This window comes from Flagellimonas nanhaiensis (genome assembly GCF_003382275.1).
Classification (GTDB): Bacteria; Bacteroidota; Bacteroidia; order Flavobacteriales; family Flavobacteriaceae; genus Flagellimonas; species Flagellimonas nanhaiensis.
In genome coordinates this window covers 17,848-36,805 of sequence record NZ_QTJX01000003.1, presented here as the reverse complement: position 1 = coordinate 36,805, position 18,958 = coordinate 17,848, and the positions used below count along the sequence as shown (strand labels likewise).

Here is an 18,958-nt window from a genome sequence, read left to right as displayed (position 1 = left end):
TTATATTTTTTTTGTGAGTGGAATGTCTTTGTTCTTATCGATCTTGGGAGTAATGGATTCCAGATAATCGGACCCCAGTGCCTTTTTGTTTTCCACAAAGGGCCTGATCTGGAAAAGCCAAAGCTTATTGTCCTTAAACCCCAGTTCAACGTCATAGGCTCCCTGGTAATCGGACCTGGTCTCTTTGGCAAACCGCTTTTTAATGGAGCTTGCCAAATCTCGAATGTCCTTAAGGTTCCCAGCATTTAGGATAGGGGTTTCGAAAGATGCGATTCCCGTTCCCGTACCTCCAGAGGTGGGCAGGGTCTTATACTGCGGCTCCCGTGCCGGGGCGGCCAATTTCTGTCCTCCTTCGGCCTTGAGGATATAGGACTCCGCGACCTGGCCGTCCACAGCACCTCCTGCACCACGGCTAAAGGCAATGGTCAGCTCCCTATCGTTCCCGGACACTACGCCCTTGGTGATCAACACCCCGGAATAATCCACATCCACAGAGGGAATGACCAGAATGGACGGATAGACATTTTCCGGGTTCAGCAGGTATTTTTGCCGCCATTTAAAGCTACGCTCCGTATAGGGCGATGCCCATACATCCTTGATCCCTTGAAGAATCCTTTCTTTTTCCAGGACATTGAAAAGGGTCAGGTTAAGTCCTGCTCCGGTAAAGTCCTTAAGATCTTCCATATTGGTATCGCTGCGCAAAAAGACCGGTACGCTGCCCAAGGGCTTCCCAAAAATGTTCTGAAAGGACTTCTGGATATCCTCTATAAAATCCTGGCTCAATGGCATTTTTTTTATGGCCTCACGAAGTATTTCCAACTGTTGCAGTTGATAGGCTTCGACCTCAGTTTCCGCAACCCCGTTTTTTCGTTGTTTTTCCGCTTCCCTGAACATGGCGTTCAAAAAAGCCCAATAGGATCCTTTTTGGCATGGCATGGGCTGTAACATATGTTTCTTGAATATTCCAAAGGGCACCACAAAGCCTTCCACCACCATTTCGGGATATAGGGCTTTGAGCTGACCGAGGTTCGCTGCTTTTGGTCCACACAGTTCTCCGGAGTCCCCGGCATTCACCGCTCTAAGGTCCAGAATACGGTCCCGATCCAATTTCAGATCCGATACGGGAACTGTTATGCGTTCCTCTTTGCGCTCCTTTACGGCGAACAACCGCGTCTCTATTTGACTCATGTCCTTTTCCAGTTTCAAGATCACATTGCCCATATTGGATACGGCAATGAACACTTTTTTTCCGTGGTAGCGTTTGAGGTCCTCCAGGTTCTCCCGTGACAATGCGACATTGGGGATTCCCAGATTTCTGGCCAGAAGTTGGACATGGGAGACGAGGTTCCCTTCTGAAACGGTGCCAATCCCTGCAACGGGCTTTAAGTCTGAAGGCGCCCTGTCAAAGACATAGATTTTCTTTCCGGACACCTCCAAATCTTCAGGGTTCCCTTCCACCACCACCAATTCCCCAAAGGCATATCCGGGGTTCAGCCCACGGATGGTACTTTGATTGTCCAGTTGTAGCACCTTGTTGGACAACTGGGATTCCCGGGCGATGACAGCACCCAATTCACCAACGCTTTTCCCGAGGTGCAGTGCGATCGAGGAACGAATTCTATCATCAATGAACCCATAGGCCAAAGGCTCAAACTTGGCATAGGTATTAACCACATTCCCATACACGGCATTGGCTGTTCCGGTACTCCATTCCAGCACGCTTCGTGCAGCTTCCATGGTTTCCGTAAGCTGGTACAATTTACGTGTATTGCCTGTTGTAGGTTCCAAAATTGGGGCGATGGCCTTCCATTCCCAGAGTTCAACAAGTCCGATCCCTGCTGCAGCCTTGCTCAGCACATAGTTCTTTTCCATGAGCTCGGAAAGTGTGGAGGTCTCCCATTGTTGGGCCAGTTGGAACAGCATTGTCTCCAATTGTGAGGCAATATCTAGAAGTGCCAACCGTTGTGCGGCCTGCTTTTCCCTGGAAATATTAGTCCTTATCTTTAAAAGGCTGTTGGCAGCCGCCCCAGCTATCTGTCTCGTGCTGCCGGAACCGGTATTGGTGGTGATAAAATGCTTCAGATCTGGTTTCAGGGCATTGGAACCTGACAGGGCATTTATCTTCTTTTCCAGATGTTGAAAACTTACAGGCTGATGGAATTTTCCCATGGTTTCGATAAGCTCATTGATCTTCTTGTTCTGAGCCACCGATAATTGGTCCTTATGGGCTCTGGCAAAAGCGATGGTTCGATCTATGTCCTCGGGCTGCGGATCACTATGAATTTTGATCCTGATATCCATAAAGGGCCTATACTGGTCCGAAATGGCCTTGGACTGCGCCCGAACCAAGAGGGAGAGGTCATAATCCCCCTTATGGGGTATATCCTTAAGGGACTGCATGATCAGGTAGTAGTGTTGCCGTAGATTCTCATCCCTGGCCAACAACCATTTATAAAATGCAATTCCCCATTCCTGTTCGTCCTCTATTTGGATGGCCCCACGATAGTACTGTCCCTTCCGGTTGACCCATCCATCGTCCACCCGCATCAAATAGCGGCCCATTTGGTACTGTTTCAGTCTGGACTGTGCCTTCGTGCCGTCCCAAAACTCCTGTTTATCCGTATGGGCAAGTATTTGCCCCAAAAAAACATGGTTTGATTTACCAAGGGCCACCACCTCGGGTTTATAGGTGGCGTGCTGTATACCTCCAATGGCGTCCGGGCAGGGGTCTTTGGGCATGCGGACGGAGCCGTCCTTACAGAACCAGCGAATACTCTCATAAGTGCCCCTGGCATCTTCCTTATAGGTTGCAATACGTTTTTTAATCTGTTCTATGGTAACCTCCTGACCCAATAGGGGTTGCTGGGTTGCCAACAGGCTACCTATCCAAATAACATACTTGCATAATGGTCTAAACATGTTTAGTATTTTCCCGTTACGACCCTCATTTGGTGGTCAGGTCACCCCTTAAATGCCATACTTTTACAAATGGGAGTGACCTAAAAGCAAAAACAGGTCATAAAAGTAACCCTAAGCGGAGCGAGATGGCATTACCAAATAGTATCACAGATCCTCATATTGCGACCATAGCACTTATATCGATTGCTATCATAGTGATCAGTCTTTTATTAAAGCGCCTAAAGCAGACCTATATTATCGGTTACATACTGATTGGGGTATTTGTAAAGGAATATGGCCTGGAGGTCACGGGCAATATGGACTATCTAAGGCTTTTGGGGGAACTGGGCATCATACTGTTGCTTTTCTTCATTGGCATGGAGATCAATTTGGTAAACTTCCTAAAGCAGTGGAAAATTGCTGTCCTTGGTGTTATTGCCCAATTGCTGTTCAGTCTGTTGTTCATGTTCGGTATGGGAACGGTTTTCGGATGGAGCACGGCCCGTATTGTGGTACTGGGCTTTGTGGTGGCTCTGAGCAGTTCCGCTGTGGTAATCAAGATCTTACAGGACAAAGGCCTTATAGACACCGCTATGGGCAAGAATGTCCTGAGTATTTTATTGGCACAGGATGTGGCCTTTGTTCCTTTGTTACTGATCATCTCACAATTGGGTGGCTCCGAGATGACGACCATGGATCTAGTGCTCATGAGTATCGGGGCCATATTGGTGGTGGCACTACTTGCCTATATCTATATAAAAAGAAGCCTTCACTTTCCTTTTCTAAGACGTATGGAGAAAGACCATGAACTACAATTTTTCGTGGCCGTGGTACTTTGTTTTGGCGGGGCCCTTGTAACCTCATTCTTTGGCCTATCGGCCGCCCTTGGTGCATTTGTTGGTGGGATGCTGATAAACGCGACTAGGGAGACCCATTGGATACAGGATACCCTGCACTCCTTCCGTATTTTGTTCGTATCCTTTTTCTTTATTGGGATCGGTCTGCAGATTGACCTGGGCTTTATCCAGGCCAATATGGGTGCTGTAGGTAGTGCGATCGTTATTGTATTTTTGTGCAACCACCTTCTCAATACACTGATCATCAGGTATTTTTCCGGCAATTGGAAGGATGCTTTTTTGGGCGGGGCCTATCTGGCCCAGATCGGGGAACTGAGTTTCCTGCTTGCCGCTACCGCCTTTACCTATGGTATCATTGAGGAATTCAGTTATAACTTTACCATTAGCCTTATCTCATTAACGCTCATCATAAGCCCCTTTTGGATAGCCCTCGCTGAAAAAATAAACGTTGTTTTGTTTAAAAAAACTAAAGACTGATCCTCCAAACAAGCTTTAATAAAATATATTTAAAATTTTAGGTGACCCTTTTTTAAAAGGGGGTCATAAGGGAAAAGAAGACAGACTACACACCTTCGGATGTGGCAAAACTGGAGGAGTGTAGTTTCTCTATTTTTTATGGATAATACGTATGGAACATGTTCCATTATTATTAGGTTTGTTTTAACCATAGGTTCCCAAAAGGGTACCTAGCCTATATAAATGAAATCTTTTTTCAGATTCGGGCTTAGGGGAAAAAAGAAGTCCACCCCAAAAGCTGCCTCAGGGATGAGGAACCGAATTCTAAGGCTGACTTCTACCGTTGTGACCACTTTCCAATATTTGGGAGCAAAATCCTTTGTCCCATCCACGGTTTTCATATTTAGGGTTTGATCAGCGATCTGATTGTAAGCAATCAAAAGCGTACCACTTCCAACAACAACCCATTACCAATTAAAATCATCAATATCGGATATGCTATTGGCTATCCTTAAAAAAAATAAGATATAAATGAAAACCAAATACATCGATCTGATCGACCAAACCTTTGATTTCCCACAGGAAGAATTCACATTAAAGCATAATGAGCTCCATTTTCATGGCATTGACCTAATGGCACTTATCGAGACCTATGGGGCTCCTTTAAAATTCACCTACCTTCCCAAAATCTCCGAAAATATTAACCGGGCCAAGCGTTGGTTTTCGGATGCCATGCAGGAGCATGGTTATAAGGGGCGTTACAACTATTGTTATTGCACTAAGAGCTCCCATTTCAAGCATGTGCTGGATGAGGCCTTAAAGAACGATATTCATATAGAGACCTCCTCCGCCTTTGACATCGACATAGTTGAAAACCTAAAGGTGGAGGGTAAGATTTCGGATGAGACCTATGTCCTGTGCAATGGTTTCAAACGTGACCAGTATATACAGAACATTGCCCGGCTAATCAACAAAGGGCACAGGAACTGTACTGTCATAATAGACAATTATGAGGAAATCGACCTTTTAAGCGGGAGTATTGATGTACCGTTCCAAATAGGTATCCGTATTGCCTCGGAGGAAGAGCCCAAATTTGAGTTCTATACCTCCAGATTGGGAATCGGGTATAAAAATATTGTGCCTTTCTACAACCGGGAGATCAAGGACAATCCCATGGTCACCCTTAAAATGCTGCACTTTTTCATCAATACGGGTATTCGTGACAATGCCTATTACTGGAACGAGCTGTTGAAATGCATGAAGGTCTATGTTAATCTAAAAAAGGTATGTCCCAGTCTTGACAGTCTCAATATCGGCGGTGGTTTCCCTATAAAGAACTCATTGGCCTTTGATTATGACTATGCCTATATGGTGGATGAGATCATCAAACAGATCAAACAGACCTGTGACGAGGCCGGAGTGGATGTCCCGCACATATTCACGGAATTCGGAAGCTTTACCGTTGGGGAAAGTGGTGGTGCCATTTATCAGGTACTCTATCAAAAACAACAAAATGACCGGGAGAAATGGAACATGATCAACTCTTCCTTCATTACCACCATGCCGGATACCTGGGCCATCAACAAGCGGTTTATTATGTTGGCCGTCAATGGGTGGAACAAGGAATATGAGCGTGTGCTTTTGGGTGGCCTTACCTGTGACAGTGATGATTATTACAACAGTGAGCAGCATATGAATGCTATTTACCTTCCAAAATTCAATCGGGAAAAACCCTTATATATCGGATTTTTTAATACCGGGGCCTATCAGGAGACCATTGGGGGCTTCGGAGGGTTGCAACATTGTTTGATCCCGAACCCCAAACATATTTTAATAGACCGTAATGAGGTGGGTGGATTGACCACCACGGTCTTTGCCGAGCAACAGACCTCAGAACAATTGTTATCGATCCTGGGATATGACTATCAAATAAACAAGGTAGCTGCCGAACAGAAACAGGAACGTGACAATGACCTTATTCCTGAAATTGTAAACACTACGTATTAACAGCTAATTTTTAAGACAATGATTACCGAAAACACGTATGCCGGCATTCCAAACAGCTATGCCGGTCCGGACAAATCGAAAATCGTATTGATCCCAGTACCCTACGATGGAACGAGTACCTGGGGAAAAGGAGCGGACAAGGGGCCTGAGGCGTTTTTACATGCTTCGGAAAACATGGAGCTATATGACATTGAAACAGATACTGAGGTTTACAGGCAAGGGATATATCTGGCCGACGCCATAGCCGAAAACAGTTCCCCTGAGGCTATGGTGGAAGCCGTCCATGCCCGTGTGAAATCCTATATCAAAAACAACAAGTTCACTACCCTTTTTGGTGGTGAACATTCCATATCCATAGGCGCCATCCGTGCCTTCGATGAATGTTTTGAAAACCTCACTGTTCTACAGTTGGATGCCCATGCCGACCTTCGTAAAGAATACAATGGTTCAAATTACAACCATGCCTGTGCTCTTTATGAGGCTAGCCAGAATACGAATCTCATTCAGGTAGGTATCCGAAGCATGGACAGTGCTGAAAAAGGAACCATGGACCTGGACAATGTATTTTTTGCCCATGACATGGCCAATGATGATTATTGGATGGACAGCGTTCTTGATCTAATGACGGACAATGTGTACATCACTTTGGATCTGGATGCCCTGGACCCCTCGATCATGCCCAGCACGGGAACCCCTGAACCAGGTGGACTACTTTGGTATGAGACGTTGGATTTCCTTAGAAAAGTATTTACGGATCGGAATGTTGTCGGTTTTGATATTGTGGAGCTCTGCCCAAATCCCGCAGACCGGTCTTCGGACTTTTTAGCGGCAAAACTTTATTATAAAATGCTGAGTTACAAGTTTGAAGAACAGGATGTGGATGATGAGAATGAGAATTTATACGCTGAGCAAAAGGTCAATAAAATCAATAAATTAAAATACGATCAAAATGAAGACTAAAGGGGCTATCTCCCAATTTATTTCCAAATACTATCTGCATTTCAATGCTGCGACCCTGGTAGATGCCGCCAAGGCCTATGAGGTACAGCTCTCCGGTGGTGCAAAAATGTTGGTCTCTTTGGCCGGGGCCATGAGTACTGCGGAATTAGGCAAAATATTCGCTAAAATGATCCGAAAGGACAAGGTGCATATCATTTCCTGTACGGGTGCCAACCTGGAAGAGGACATCATGAATTTGGTGGCCCATAGCCACTACCTTCGGATTCCGAATTACCGTGACCTTACCCCGGAAGAGGAATTTGAACTTTTGGAAAAGGGGCTCAATCGCGTTACGGACACCTGTATTCCCGAGGAAGAGGCATTCAGGCGTCTGCAGAAACATATTTTTGAACTATGGAAAGATGCGGACGACAAAGGGGAACGTTATTTTCCTCATGAATTTATGTACAAATTGTTGCTGTCCGGGGTATTGGAGGAGTATTATGAAATAGACCTCAAAGACTCCTGGATGTATGCTGCCGCTAAGGCGAATCTTCCAGTGGTGGTCCCGGGTTGGGAGGATAGCACCATGGGTAACATATTTGCCAGTTATGTCATGAAAGGGGAATTAAAAGCGAGCACAGTGAAGTCGGGTATCGAGTATATGACCTATCTCGCGGACTGGTATAATTGGAACTCAGACAAAGGTGTTGGGTTCTTCCAGATCGGTGGTGGCATCGCCGGGGATTTCCCCATTTGTGTCGTCCCTATGTTGTATCAGGACCTGGAAGAGGAAAACACTCCTTTTTGGAGTTACTTCTGCCAGATCAGTGACTCAACCACCAGTTATGGGTCTTATAGTGGGGCGGTGCCCAATGAAAAGATCACCTGGGGGAAACTGGATATTGATACCCCAAAATTCATCATTGAGAGCGATGCCACCATAGTGGCCCCGTTGATATTTGCATATATATTAGACATGTAATTATGAGAAATATGAACAATCCAAACTTAAAGCGAATCATCGTAGACTTTAAAAAACTCACCCCGGAGATTTTGGCGTTGGTGGTGGAAAAGTTTCCGGATGGCTATGACGATGATGATATCATCACTTTCCGAAATGCCAAATACGAGCTTGTCGAAGCCATCGAGGTCCTCACGGAGGATACCAAGTACCTTGTAAAGGTAAGCGGGAAACTCGAAAGGGTCATTGCGGATTACGACGAGGAAGACTACGAGGATTACGATGCCAATGATCCCGTAGCGGTCCAGGATCCATTTGATGAAACCGAGCAATCCTAAACAAAAATATGCATGAAGCTTAAAAAGAGCATAAACAAATCCCGTCTTATAGCTATCAGGAAGGAACAGGTACTGGTCCTGCAAAAGGTGGGCTATTCCAAAAAGTATTCCCTTCCGGGTGGTATCACCAAAAAAAAGGAAGGCCATGAGCAAGGGCTAATCCGTGAGGTCTTAGAGGAGATCGGCCAGCAATTGAATACTGGAGATCTGACCTACTTTATTTCCAGAAAAGACCGCAAGAAGAAGGAACAAAAGGTATACAAGCATTATTTTATCACGACCAGATCCTTAAAACGGGCCAGGGTATGTGAACCGCATAAATTTAAAAAGGTGCTATGGGTACCATGGTATGAGGCTCTTGAGGATTTGGATCGGGAAGACCGAAGTGCAGTTGCCCTTTACTTTGATCAAAAACAAAAAATTGCTAATTAACAATTATTATGGAAGCAAAATTTCATTTGGCACTGCCTTGTGCCGACATTACTGAAACCCGGGCCTTTTATGAGGAAACTTTGGGAATGCCCATCGGCAGAAATGCCGAAAAATGGATGGACGTAAACCTATTTGGAAACCAAATTACCTTCACCAATGCCGGTGACTTCAATTTTGTCTTTAAGGATTATAGGTTAGGAGAACACATCCTGCCCTCCTTCCATTTTGGGGTCATTGTTGATCAGGACCATTGGGGCAGGCTCTATAAGCGACTGTTCACTGACAAGAACCTGGATGTGACCATGGAAGTGTCCTTTATGGAAGAAAAGGTAGGGGAACATCTCTCCTTTTTTATCAAGGATCCCAATGGTTATATGATCGAATTCAAAAGTTTTAAAAACGAAGGTGAAATATTCACCACTGACCGATGAAAACCAAGGATATTGAAAACATTGAGCTTAAGTTTCTTGATCTTGAGGATTATCAGGAACTGAAGTCAGCCATGATTTCTGCATACACCAATATGCCGGGATCTTACTGGAAGGAGCACCATATCCAATCCCTTATAGAAAAGTTTCCTGAGGGTCAGGTAGTGATTAAGATCAACGGCCATCTTGCAGGCTGTGCCCTTTCCATCCTTGTTGACTATGATGATTTGGATGATGACCACACCTATAGGGACATCACCGGCAACTATACCTTTGACACCCATACCGCTGAAGGAGATGTTCTTTATGGTATAGATGTATTCATTAAACCTGAGTTTCGCGGACTAAGACTCGGCAGAAGGCTTTACGACTACAGGAAGGAAGTTGCTGAAAAGCTAAACCTGCGGGGTATTGTTTTTGGGGGCCGGATACCGAACTATCATGAATATGCCGAAACCATATCCCCAAAAGAATATATTGCCAGGGTAAGGCGCAAAGAGCTCCATGACCCGGTATTGAACTTTCAAATATCCAATGACTTCCACCCTACAAAGGTCATGAAGGGCTATCTTGAAGGGGACAAGGCCTCCGGTGAATACGCCATTCTTATGGAATGGGACAATATTTTTTACAAAAAGCCCACCAAAAAAGCTGCAATCAAAAAACGTGTGGTCCGTTTGGGTCTGATACAATGGCAGATGCGTCCCTATAAAAACCTTGAGGAGCTTCTAAATCAGGCCGAATACTTTGTGGATGCCGTTGCGGGGTATCGATCGGACTTTGCACTGTTCCCGGAATTCTTCAATGCGCCGTTAATGGCGAAGGACAACCATTTGAGCACGCCCGAGGCCATCAGGGAACTGGCCAAACATACTGAGGCCATTATGAGCAAGTTCTCTGAGTTTTCCATTACCTACAATATCAACATTATTTCCGGCAGCATGCCTGAGGTGCGGGATGGCCGACTGTACAACGTAGGCTATTTATGCAGACGTGACGGTACGGTTGAGCGTTACGAAAAACTACATGTTACCCCGGACGAGTACAAAGTATGGGGCATGCAGGGCGGAAATCAGCTCAAGGCCTTTGACACGGACTGTGGGAAGATCGGGGTATTGATCTGTTACGATTCCGAATTTCCGGAACTCAGCAGGCTCCTGGCTGATGAGGGCATGGATATTTTGTTTGTTCCTTTTTTGACCGATACCCAGAACGGTTATTCCCGGGTACGCCATTGTTCACAGGCGCGTGCCATTGAAAACGAATGTTATGTTGCCATCGCCGGTAGTGTTGGGAACCTGCCCAATGTGGAGAACATGGATATACAATTTGCGCAGTCCATGGTATTTACCCCATGTGACTTTTCTTTTCCAACCAATGGAATCAAAGCTGAGGCCACGCCAAATACGGAAATGATTCTTATTGCGGATGTGGACATTGACCTGTTACGGGAACTGCACCAGTTTGGAGCGGTAAAAAATCTAAAGGACAGGCGCAAAGATCTTTTTGAGCTTAAAAAGAAAACCAACGATTAAATATCTGTGGATATATAAGTTACTTCCATATGTATGGATTTACCAACGAAAGTGCTATTGCAAATTGTTTTCCTTTTCGTTGTGTTTTAGGTGCAGATCCGGAATACGTATCACTTCTACCGTTGCGGAGGCTATTGTAATGGCTCCCTGGGTCTTTTCAATTTCCTTGCCGATCAATTCGTTCAGAAGGTGCCTGGTGTACCTTCTTTTTTTGTAATCCACAATATATCTTAAATTGAAGTTCACCCAGTTATCGGTCATGGTAATAGCCAGGGTAGGTTCCACCTGGGCATCCTCAATATAGTATCGGTCCACGACGTTTTTCCATTTGGAGACGGATTGGGTGACATAATCAGATAGATTATCCGATGCTACCTGGATGATGATTTTTTTGGCCAGTTCCAAATCCGACCCATACCTGACGGGGAGATCAAGTTCGTCCCATATGAATGGGAAATCGCGGGAATAATTATAAATGGGGCCCCTGAACACAAAGGCATTGCTCAACTTAACGATCCTTCCGCTATAGTTGTCACTACTCACCCATTCCCCGATCTCCATCATGGTGGTATAGATACTATCGATATCAATGACATCCCCCTTGATCTTATGGATCTCTATCCGATCTCCAGGTTTATATACCTTGACCAAAAAGATATAGATAGATCCCGCGATACTCAGGATGAGCTCCTGCAGGGTAATGGTTATCCCTGCCGTGAATAGACCAATGGCCAAACCAAAATCCTTGATATTTCCTGTAAAATAGGTAATGGTCAAAAAAATCAGGGCAAGATAACCAACGACTTCTACCCCTTTCTGGGACTTATACCTGGTATTGGTATCCGGAAGGTTCTTGCGGAGCAATTTTCTAAGGAGTTGGATAATGGCCACGACGAAGATGACCCATATCAGGTATTTTAACAGGGATGTGGTAGTGGGGTGTCCTTCCAGCCATTGCCGGATAAATTCCAGTGATTTCAAAATAATTTATCGTTTGGTTTGTGCCACTTGAGGTAAAAGTATGGGGTAACACTAAAAAAACAAATGACATTGATCATATAATCCCATTATTTTCAGAAGCTTAATCCAAAAGATAACAGGGTGACCCTTTCTGGGGTTAGGGGTCTAAAATGTTGTCCAACACCGTTCGACGTGACCAAACATCAAGCTCGATCGCATAACCCTATTTTTAAATGATCATCTGGATAGCTTTTTTCGTATTTATCATAGCCAGTTTGCTAGTAGACTTGCTGATTCTTAATCGTAAGGGTGTTGCCTTCACCCATAGAAAAACTGCCATAGAAACCTTTTTATGGATCACCCTGGCGCTGTCCTTCTCCTTTGCGGTCCACTGGATCTACAAGAACGGGATGGTCCACAATATCAATGGCCTGAGCCCTTCTGAGGCAGTTGTGAAATACATCACCGGCTATCTAATCGAACTGTCCCTAAGTGTGGACAACCTGTTTGTCATTGCCATGATCTTTACCTCGTTTAAGATCCCTTTAAAACATCAGCACAAAGTACTCTTTTACGGTATTTTAGGAGCCATCGTTTTCAGGGGGCTCATGATATGGGCAGGTATCATTCTGATCCAAAAACTCAGCTGGATAACATACATTTTTGGGGTGCTGATGTTGTTCACCGCCTTTAAGATGTTGGTCAAGGACGAGGGCCATAACACGAGCCCATCAAAGTTCCAAAACTATCTGTACCGAAAGTTCAATGTAAGCAATACCCAAAATGAGGATAAGTTCTTTATTGTGGAAAATGGCGTAAAAAAGGTAACCCCTTTATTCATTGCCCTTTTGATGATAGAGCTCACCGATCTGTTGTTTGCCATCGATAGTGTCCCTGCCGTGCTGGCAGTCACTACCGATCCTTTTATTGTACTCACTTCCAATATATTTGCCGTGCTGGGTTTGCGGTCCATGTATTTTTTTCTTGCTGATATGCTGGAGCGGTTCAAGTATCTCAAATACAGCGTGTTCACAATTTTGGTATTCGTTGGACTCAAGCTGATAACCCTTCATTTCTTTAAGTTTCCCGAGTGGTTCTCCCTTTCTTTCATAGGGGTTTCCCTATTGTTGGGCGTATTGGTTTCCCTATGGCATAAAAATTCAAAATAAGGGGTGACCCAAACCCTCGAAAGGGGTCAAAAGGGATACAAAACCACCCACATGTAAGGACACTGTACAGTGCTTACAAAAGGCCAGGCTTGATGTGGGCGTGAACTGGAAAAACGGAATGTATTAACCATAACAAATTTTACAAATGAAAGATTTAAAAAAAGTATTGGCCCTTGGCATGATTGCACTGTTTACCTGCTATTCCGGGTTTGCCCAGGATGACGAGGAAACCCTTGAAGATCCGATCACCGTTATAGGTACCTACGACGGTTTTGATGATGACATGTATAGCTTTATCATCGCAAATGGGGACGACGACGAAGAGAGTCTCTTTTTTGACTATGTGAATGATGATGTTTTGGCGGCCTTTGACCTACAATCCCAAAAACTGGTGGGCAAAAAGTTTCAGGTTACCTATACGGAAATCATGGAAATTGAGGAGGACGAGGACGGTGAGGAAGTGGAATATACCAAAAGAACGATCATTTCCCTTAAACCTGTCAAATAACAAAATCCGGGCGGCTCAAAAGGTCGCCCTTTTAAAGTCCGTCCATGCAAGTTTTTAAAAAAGAATTCTATACCGCATTGGCCCATTTGTTCTATGCCATCGCCATGGCCGACAAAAAAATGGTCGTAGACGAAAAGCGCAGGATTGTGGCCTTTGTGGAAAAATACTGGACTGTAACCGTTGATACAGAAAACAGTGCCGAGATCATCTATGAAACCCTCAGGACACTAATAAAGGAAAACTGGGGTGCTGATCAGGCCTTTGAGGTATTCAAGGCCTACCGCCAGGACCATAGTGAGGAGTTCTCCCAGGACGTTTGCAAACAACTCATGGAAACGGTGGATGGCATAGCACTTTCTGCTTCCGGGAGAAACAAATCAGAATTGGTACTGCTTACCAAAACACATAGACTTTTATTTAAGAGCCCCTAAAGACGCAATATATTGGGACTGTCGATCATTGATGTTTGGGCCTGATCGATTTAAAACTATAAAAAGAAGCAGATGAAGAGATTAATCAATTACCTTTTTCAAGGCATTTTATACAGTGCTCCCTTAGCCATAATCATCTATGTACTCTACAGGGTTTTTGTGGTTTCAGATAACCTGTTGCAAAAGACGATAGAAGATCTGTTCCATGTTACAATACCTGGGCTAGGAATTCTTTCTTTACTGTTGTTCCTGGTAATAATAGGTTTTTTGGGCAATACCATAATTGCCAAACCCATGAAGCGCATCTTCAAAAAAACCGTTGACCAAGTACCCCTATTGCGCTTTGTACATTCTGCATTGACCGATTTGTTCTCTGCCTTTGTGGGCAAGGAAAAGAAATTCAACAGACCCGTACTGGTAAAGTTGAACCTACATTATAAACTTGAAAAACTAGGGTTTATAACAGAAGACGATTTGGACTTTCTTGGGCAAAAGGACAAAGTTGCCGTTTACTTCCCACACTCTTATAATATCTCGGGAGAACTTTTTATAGTGCCCAGGGAACATATTACCCCTCTTGACCTCCCATCCAGTGAGGTCATGAAATTCATTGTTTCGGCGGGGCTTATGGGTCAGGAGAAATAGGATCATAACGGAACGTGGGTTTTGTTTCGTTTTACAAAATAATTTGAATATGAACAGACATTTTAATATTGTTATAGCAGGAGCAGGAGGTATCGCCCAGGCGGTCGGCCTGATTCTTGCTCAGTGGAGCAAGGTTTCCCCGACCCTTTATATTGGCAACAGGACCTTGTCCAAGGCGGAAGATATGGCCCAATGGATCAAGAATGGCAGCAGCAGATCTTGTATCATTGAAACTTTTGAGATGAGCGAGGGTATAAACCCTGGAATGGAGGCCGTTTTCAAGAAAGGGGATATTCTTTTGGACTGCCTTCCCGGTAGCCTTGCACCAACTATGGCCAAATACGCCAGAGACTACAATATGCATTATGCCAATCTAACCGAATATGTTGATGAGACCAATCAGATAATGGAACTGGCCAGGGGTGCCGATACGGGGTTTGTGCTTCAAACAGGGCTGGCCCCCGGCTATATCAATGTACTTGCCCATTACCTGTTCCAGGAGTTCTGCAATGATTTTGAAGTGGATACCGTGGAGCGTTTAAAGTTCAGGGTAGGTGCACTTACCGATCATGCGATTCCCCCTCATTTTTATGGCTTTACCTGGAGTCCTGTCGGTGTGGCCACGGAATACATAAAAGATGCCGTAGCACTAAGAAAGTATCAAAAAACCATCCTGCCCTCACTGTCGGAACAGGCAACCCTTATCCTGGATGGGATTACTTACGAGGAGGACCTGACCTCGGGAGGCGTAGCGGACCTTCCGGACGCTTTGGCCGGTAGAGTGGGTTCATTGGATTATAAGACCTTACGTTATCCGGGACATTATGACTGGGTAAAGGATAAGATCAAGGGTATGGAAAACAAGGAAAATCTTATCCCGTGGCTACAGGATCAAATGGAAAAGGTAGTTCCGCATACCGAAAATGATCAGGTGGTTCTGTATGCTTCCGTGGAAAGCAGGGACAAGACCAGTGTTTTACGAAGAAGGGAAGTTTCCAAACGTATTTTTCCGCAAAAAGTAGGAACACATAGGTTGCGCGCCATTCAAATCACTACAGCAGCTCCTTTATTACAATCGGCACAACTCCTTCTGGAATCCAATATCAAAGGCGTGGTCCTTCAAAGCCAGATAAATCCCAAAGTCTTCTTGGAGGGAAACTATATTACGGCGGTATATGGCAATGTATAACCAATAATTTATAGTGAAAATGACATTAATTAAAAGCACGGTAATATGGTTGGTCGCACTGGCAACCATGGTATGTAGTGCTCAATTAAAAAATCAGAAAACATTGAGTGCAAAGATTCACGGGAACTGTGAAAAATGCGAGAGTACCATCGAGAACGCTGGAGATATAAAAGATCAATCCGATGTGGATTGGAACAAAGAGACCAAAATGGCCATGATTTCGTTTGACAGTCTAAAAACTTCCATAGACGAAATTCTAAAACGTATTGCACTGGCAGGCTATAACAATGACATTTTTTTAGCGCCAACCGATACCTATTCCCGGTTACCGGGCTGTTGCCAATATAAAGGGGCGGTAAAAGCTAGGGGCAAATCAGCCGGATTCAATATGGATAGCGAAACGCTGGATCATGTATATTCAAACCAAAAGATGGTCAGGCAAGAAACGCATCTGCTTTCAACAGTTTTTGACAACTATTTTGTTTTGAAAGATGCTTTGGTCAATTCGGATGGAATAACGGCTTCTGCAAGCGCCAAGAGCCTTTTGCGTACAATCAAAGATGTACAGATGGAAAAACTACCTACAGATGTACATATGGTTTGGATGAAGGTTTTAAAACCGTTGGAGCAGGATATTGGCCATATTGCTGCAACAGAAAATATCAATCGCCAAAGAGTGCATTTTGCATCCCTTTCCAGAAATATCTATGAGGTGTTGAAAATCTCAAAACCAGAAGTGCCGGTCTATTATCAATACTGTCCCATGGCCAGTGACGGCAAGGGAGCAAACTGGTTGAGCAAAGAAGAGATTGTTAAAAACCCTTATTATGGTTCCGTAATGTTGAGTTGTGGCCAGACGGTAGAAACTATTAAGCAATGAGCAAAATAAAAGGTCCTTTAAAGTTTTTTTTCATATTGGCCGGGATATTGTTGCCCTTTAAAGCAATGGCTCAAAATGTGGTCCGTTACAACCTGACCGTAACTGATACCATGGTCAATTATTCCGGTAAAGCGAAAAGGGCAATTGCAGTAAATGGTCAGATCCCGATGCCCACCTTGACCTTTACTGAAGGGGACATTGCAGAAATCGTAGTTCACAACAAACTAAAGGAAAGCACCTCCTTGCACTGGCATGGTGTGTTCCTTCCAAATCAGGAAGACGGCGTACCCTATTTGACCCAGATGCCCATAGCTCCGGGAGAAACTTTCACCTATCGTTTTCCGGTCATTCAAAATGGCACTCACTGGTATCACAGTCATAGTGGTTTTCAAGAACAGATAGGCATGTATGGTTCGTTACTCTTCCTAAAGAAGAAGGATGACCCAACATTTAGAAAAGGGATTGATGATTTACCCCAAGTGCCCCTTATCTTAAGTGAATGGACAGATATAAAACCAGAAAATGTACACCGAATGCTGCATAATGCAAACGACTGGTTTGCCATTAAAAAAGGAGCGGTTCAAAGTTATACGGAGGCCATACAGGCCGGACATTTCAAAACCAAGCTGAAAAATGAATGGAAACGGATGTTGGCAATGGATGTCAGTGACGTCTACTATGATAAATTTTTAATCAACGGTAAGGACGAAAGTTGGCTCCCTCAATTCAAAGCGGGGGACAAAGTACGTCTGCGCCTGTCCAATGGGGGTGCTTCCTCCTATTTCTGGTTAACCTATGCCGGTGGTAGAATAACCGTAGTAGCCAATGATGGTAATGATGTAGAGCCCGTTGAAGTGGATAGATTAATTATTGGTGTATCGGAAACCTATGATATTGTGGTTACCCTCCCCGAAGAGGATGTGGCCTACGAACTACTGGCCACACCCGAGGACCGCACAAAATCGGCCTCCATTTATTTAGGTCAGGGTAGGATTCAGTTAAATAGCAGACTGCCAAAACTAAATTATTTTGAGGGAATGAAAATGATGAACGGGATGATGAATATGGATGGAAGCATGGACGATATGGGAATGGACATGTCTTATCAGAAAATGGATATGAACATCGTTATGTACCCTGAAATTACTGGAAACACACCTATAAAGAGTGGTGGCCTAAAAGAACAAAACGGTCATTCAACCCATTTGAACCGAGATATCACCACTTTAAATTATGGAATGTTAAAAGCCCCTCAACCAACAACATTGCCTAAGGAGGCACCAGTGAGGGAATTTCGTTTTGAGCTTACTGGAAATATGAATCGCTATGTGTGGAGTTTGGATAACAAAATACTATCTGAAACTGACAAAATCCTTATAAATAAAGGCGAAAACATAAGAATCGTACTGTACAATGGTTCCATGATGCGCCATCCGATGCACCTTCATGGGCATGATTTTAGGCTATTGAACGGTCAGGGTGAATTTGCCCCCCTCAAAAACGTCCTCGATATTATGCCCATGGAAACCGACACCTTGGAGTTTAGTGCCAATATGGAAGGGGACTGGTTTTTTCATTGTCATATTCTTTACCACATGATGGCAGGTATGAATCGGGTGTTCTCTTATAAAAACCAAACGCCAAATCCCTATTTGCCGAATAAGGTCTGGGCTTATAAAAAATTACAATCAGAAAGCAATATGTTTCATTTCATGGCAGAAAATGATTTTGCAAGCAATGGAAATGACGGAAAGATCATGGTTCAAAATACAAGATGGAGTCTTGGAGCCGAATGGCGTTTAGGTTACCACGATGAGCACGGTTATGAAACAGAGGTTCATATTGGCCGTTACATAGGAAAGAACCAGTGGTTTATGCCTTTTATTGGTTTTGACTGGCGCTATCGAAAACAACACGGCGGACACGAGAAAAACCTGTTTGGACAAACCAGCACAAAAGACCATAGAGCGGTTTTGAGCCTAGGGGCGGAATACACCTTACCCATGCTTATACAACTACAAGGTGAGGTTTTTATTGATGGCAAGATACGGTTTCAGTTAATGAGGGAGGATATTCCGGTTTCACCAAGATTAAGGGGAGCTTTTATGGTAAATACTGACAAGGAGTATATGACAGGATTCAAATATATACTCACTCGTAATTTAAGCATTTCAACTCATTATGACAGTGATATGGGGGTTGGGGTTGGTGCAACTTTGAATCACTGACATTGAAAACAACCACATCAGATGGTTCAAACTACATTCCAATGGCCTAACTTCTCGTATTAGACTTTCTTTTCATAATACCAGACTAAAAGAG

Annotated in this window: 18 protein-coding genes; 15 read left to right on the top strand and 3 right to left on the bottom strand. The window is 44.1% G+C overall.

All coding sequences use genetic code 11. The features are described from left to right. Window positions 1-2,919 (bottom strand): PEP/pyruvate-binding domain-containing protein, encoded by a 2,919-nt coding sequence (locus DX873_RS13080; RefSeq protein ID WP_116184943.1) that lies wholly within the window; start codon window positions 2,917-2,919, stop codon window positions 1-3. 125 nt (window positions 2,920-3,044) lie between these two features. Between DX873_RS13080 and DX873_RS13075 the strand changes: the two genes are divergently transcribed. Then, window positions 3,045-4,232, top strand: coding sequence for a cation:proton antiporter (locus DX873_RS13075; protein ID WP_116185241.1), 1,188 nt, complete (start codon window positions 3,045-3,047; stop codon window positions 4,230-4,232). Window positions 4,233-4,441: 209 nt separating this feature from the next. On the opposite strand, the gene DX873_RS18925 is transcribed toward DX873_RS13075, so the two are convergent. Continuing rightward, on the bottom strand, window positions 4,442-4,612 hold the full coding sequence (locus DX873_RS18925) for a hypothetical protein (RefSeq protein WP_181899506.1): 171 nt from the start codon (window positions 4,610-4,612) through the stop codon (window positions 4,442-4,444). A gap of 130 nt (window positions 4,613-4,742) precedes the next feature. Between DX873_RS18925 and DX873_RS13065 the strand changes: the two genes are divergently transcribed. The 7 genes from DX873_RS13065 to DX873_RS13035 are packed head-to-tail and all read left to right on the top strand — an operon-like array spanning window position 4,743 to window position 10,854. Then, entirely contained in the window at window positions 4,743-6,218 is a 1,476-nt protein-coding gene (locus DX873_RS13065) for an arginine decarboxylase (RefSeq protein ID WP_116184941.1), read from the top strand. A gap of 18 nt (window positions 6,219-6,236) precedes the next feature. Next, window positions 6,237-7,178, top strand: a complete 942-nt coding sequence (gene speB, locus DX873_RS13060) for an agmatinase (RefSeq protein WP_116184940.1) — start codon at window positions 6,237-6,239, stop codon at window positions 7,176-7,178. Then, window positions 7,168-8,142: a deoxyhypusine synthase family protein gene (locus DX873_RS13055; RefSeq protein WP_116184939.1), complete on the top strand. Its 975-nt coding sequence runs from the start codon at window positions 7,168-7,170 to the stop codon at window positions 8,140-8,142. Before speB ends, DX873_RS13055 begins: the two co-directional genes overlap by 11 nt. 2 nt (window positions 8,143-8,144) lie before the next feature. Continuing rightward, a complete protein-coding gene (locus tag DX873_RS13050; RefSeq protein ID WP_116184938.1) occupies window positions 8,145-8,459 on the top strand; it encodes a hypothetical protein in 315 nt (104 codons plus the stop codon). A gap of 12 nt (window positions 8,460-8,471) precedes the next feature. Next, window positions 8,472-8,891, top strand: coding sequence for an NUDIX domain-containing protein (locus tag DX873_RS13045; protein ID WP_116184937.1), 420 nt, complete (start codon window positions 8,472-8,474; stop codon window positions 8,889-8,891). 8 nt (window positions 8,892-8,899) lie between these two features. Then, window positions 8,900-9,322, top strand: coding sequence for a VOC family protein (locus DX873_RS13040; protein WP_116184936.1), 423 nt, complete (start codon window positions 8,900-8,902; stop codon window positions 9,320-9,322). After that, on the top strand, window positions 9,319-10,854 hold the full coding sequence (locus tag DX873_RS13035; RefSeq protein ID WP_116184935.1) for a carbon-nitrogen hydrolase family protein: 1,536 nt from the start codon (window positions 9,319-9,321) through the stop codon (window positions 10,852-10,854). Before DX873_RS13040 ends, DX873_RS13035 begins: the two co-directional genes overlap by 4 nt. A 54-nt stretch (window positions 10,855-10,908) precedes the next feature. Here DX873_RS13035 and DX873_RS13030 read toward each other — a convergent pair whose 3' ends face one another. After that, a complete protein-coding gene (locus DX873_RS13030) occupies window positions 10,909-11,835 on the bottom strand; it encodes a mechanosensitive ion channel family protein (protein ID WP_116184934.1) in 927 nt (308 codons plus the stop codon). A gap of 212 nt (window positions 11,836-12,047) precedes the next feature. Here DX873_RS13030 and DX873_RS13025 point away from each other — a divergent pair, with 212 nt between their 5' ends. The 7 genes from DX873_RS13025 (at window position 12,048) to DX873_RS12995 (ending at window position 18,864) form a co-directional block, all read left to right on the top strand. Further along, window positions 12,048-12,983, top strand: a complete 936-nt coding sequence (locus DX873_RS13025; RefSeq protein WP_116184933.1) for a TerC/Alx family metal homeostasis membrane protein — start codon at window positions 12,048-12,050, stop codon at window positions 12,981-12,983. Window positions 12,984-13,128: 145 nt separating this feature from the next. Further along, window positions 13,129-13,491, top strand: coding sequence for a hypothetical protein (locus DX873_RS13020; protein ID WP_116184932.1), 363 nt, complete (start codon window positions 13,129-13,131; stop codon window positions 13,489-13,491). Between the two features lie 44 nt (window positions 13,492-13,535). Next, window positions 13,536-13,922 (top strand): hypothetical protein, encoded by a 387-nt coding sequence (locus DX873_RS13015; RefSeq protein ID WP_116184931.1) that lies wholly within the window; start codon window positions 13,536-13,538, stop codon window positions 13,920-13,922. A gap of 72 nt (window positions 13,923-13,994) precedes the next feature. Continuing rightward, entirely contained in the window at window positions 13,995-14,567 is a 573-nt protein-coding gene (locus DX873_RS13010; protein ID WP_116184930.1) for a DUF502 domain-containing protein, read from the top strand. 49 nt (window positions 14,568-14,616) lie between these two features. Further along, window positions 14,617-15,756 carry a saccharopine dehydrogenase family protein gene (locus DX873_RS13005; RefSeq protein ID WP_116184929.1) on the top strand — a complete coding sequence of 380 codons (1,140 nt, stop codon included), beginning with the start codon at window positions 14,617-14,619 and terminating at the stop codon, window positions 15,754-15,756. A 19-nt stretch (window positions 15,757-15,775) separates the two neighbouring features. Further along, window positions 15,776-16,636 carry a DUF3347 domain-containing protein gene (locus tag DX873_RS13000; protein WP_116184928.1) on the top strand — a complete coding sequence of 287 codons (861 nt, stop codon included), beginning with the start codon at window positions 15,776-15,778 and terminating at the stop codon, window positions 16,634-16,636. Window positions 16,637-16,701: 65 nt separating this feature from the next. After that, a complete protein-coding gene (locus DX873_RS12995; protein WP_232520950.1) occupies window positions 16,702-18,864 on the top strand; it encodes a multicopper oxidase domain-containing protein in 2,163 nt (720 codons plus the stop codon). Window positions 18,865-18,958: the final 94 nt, after the last annotated feature.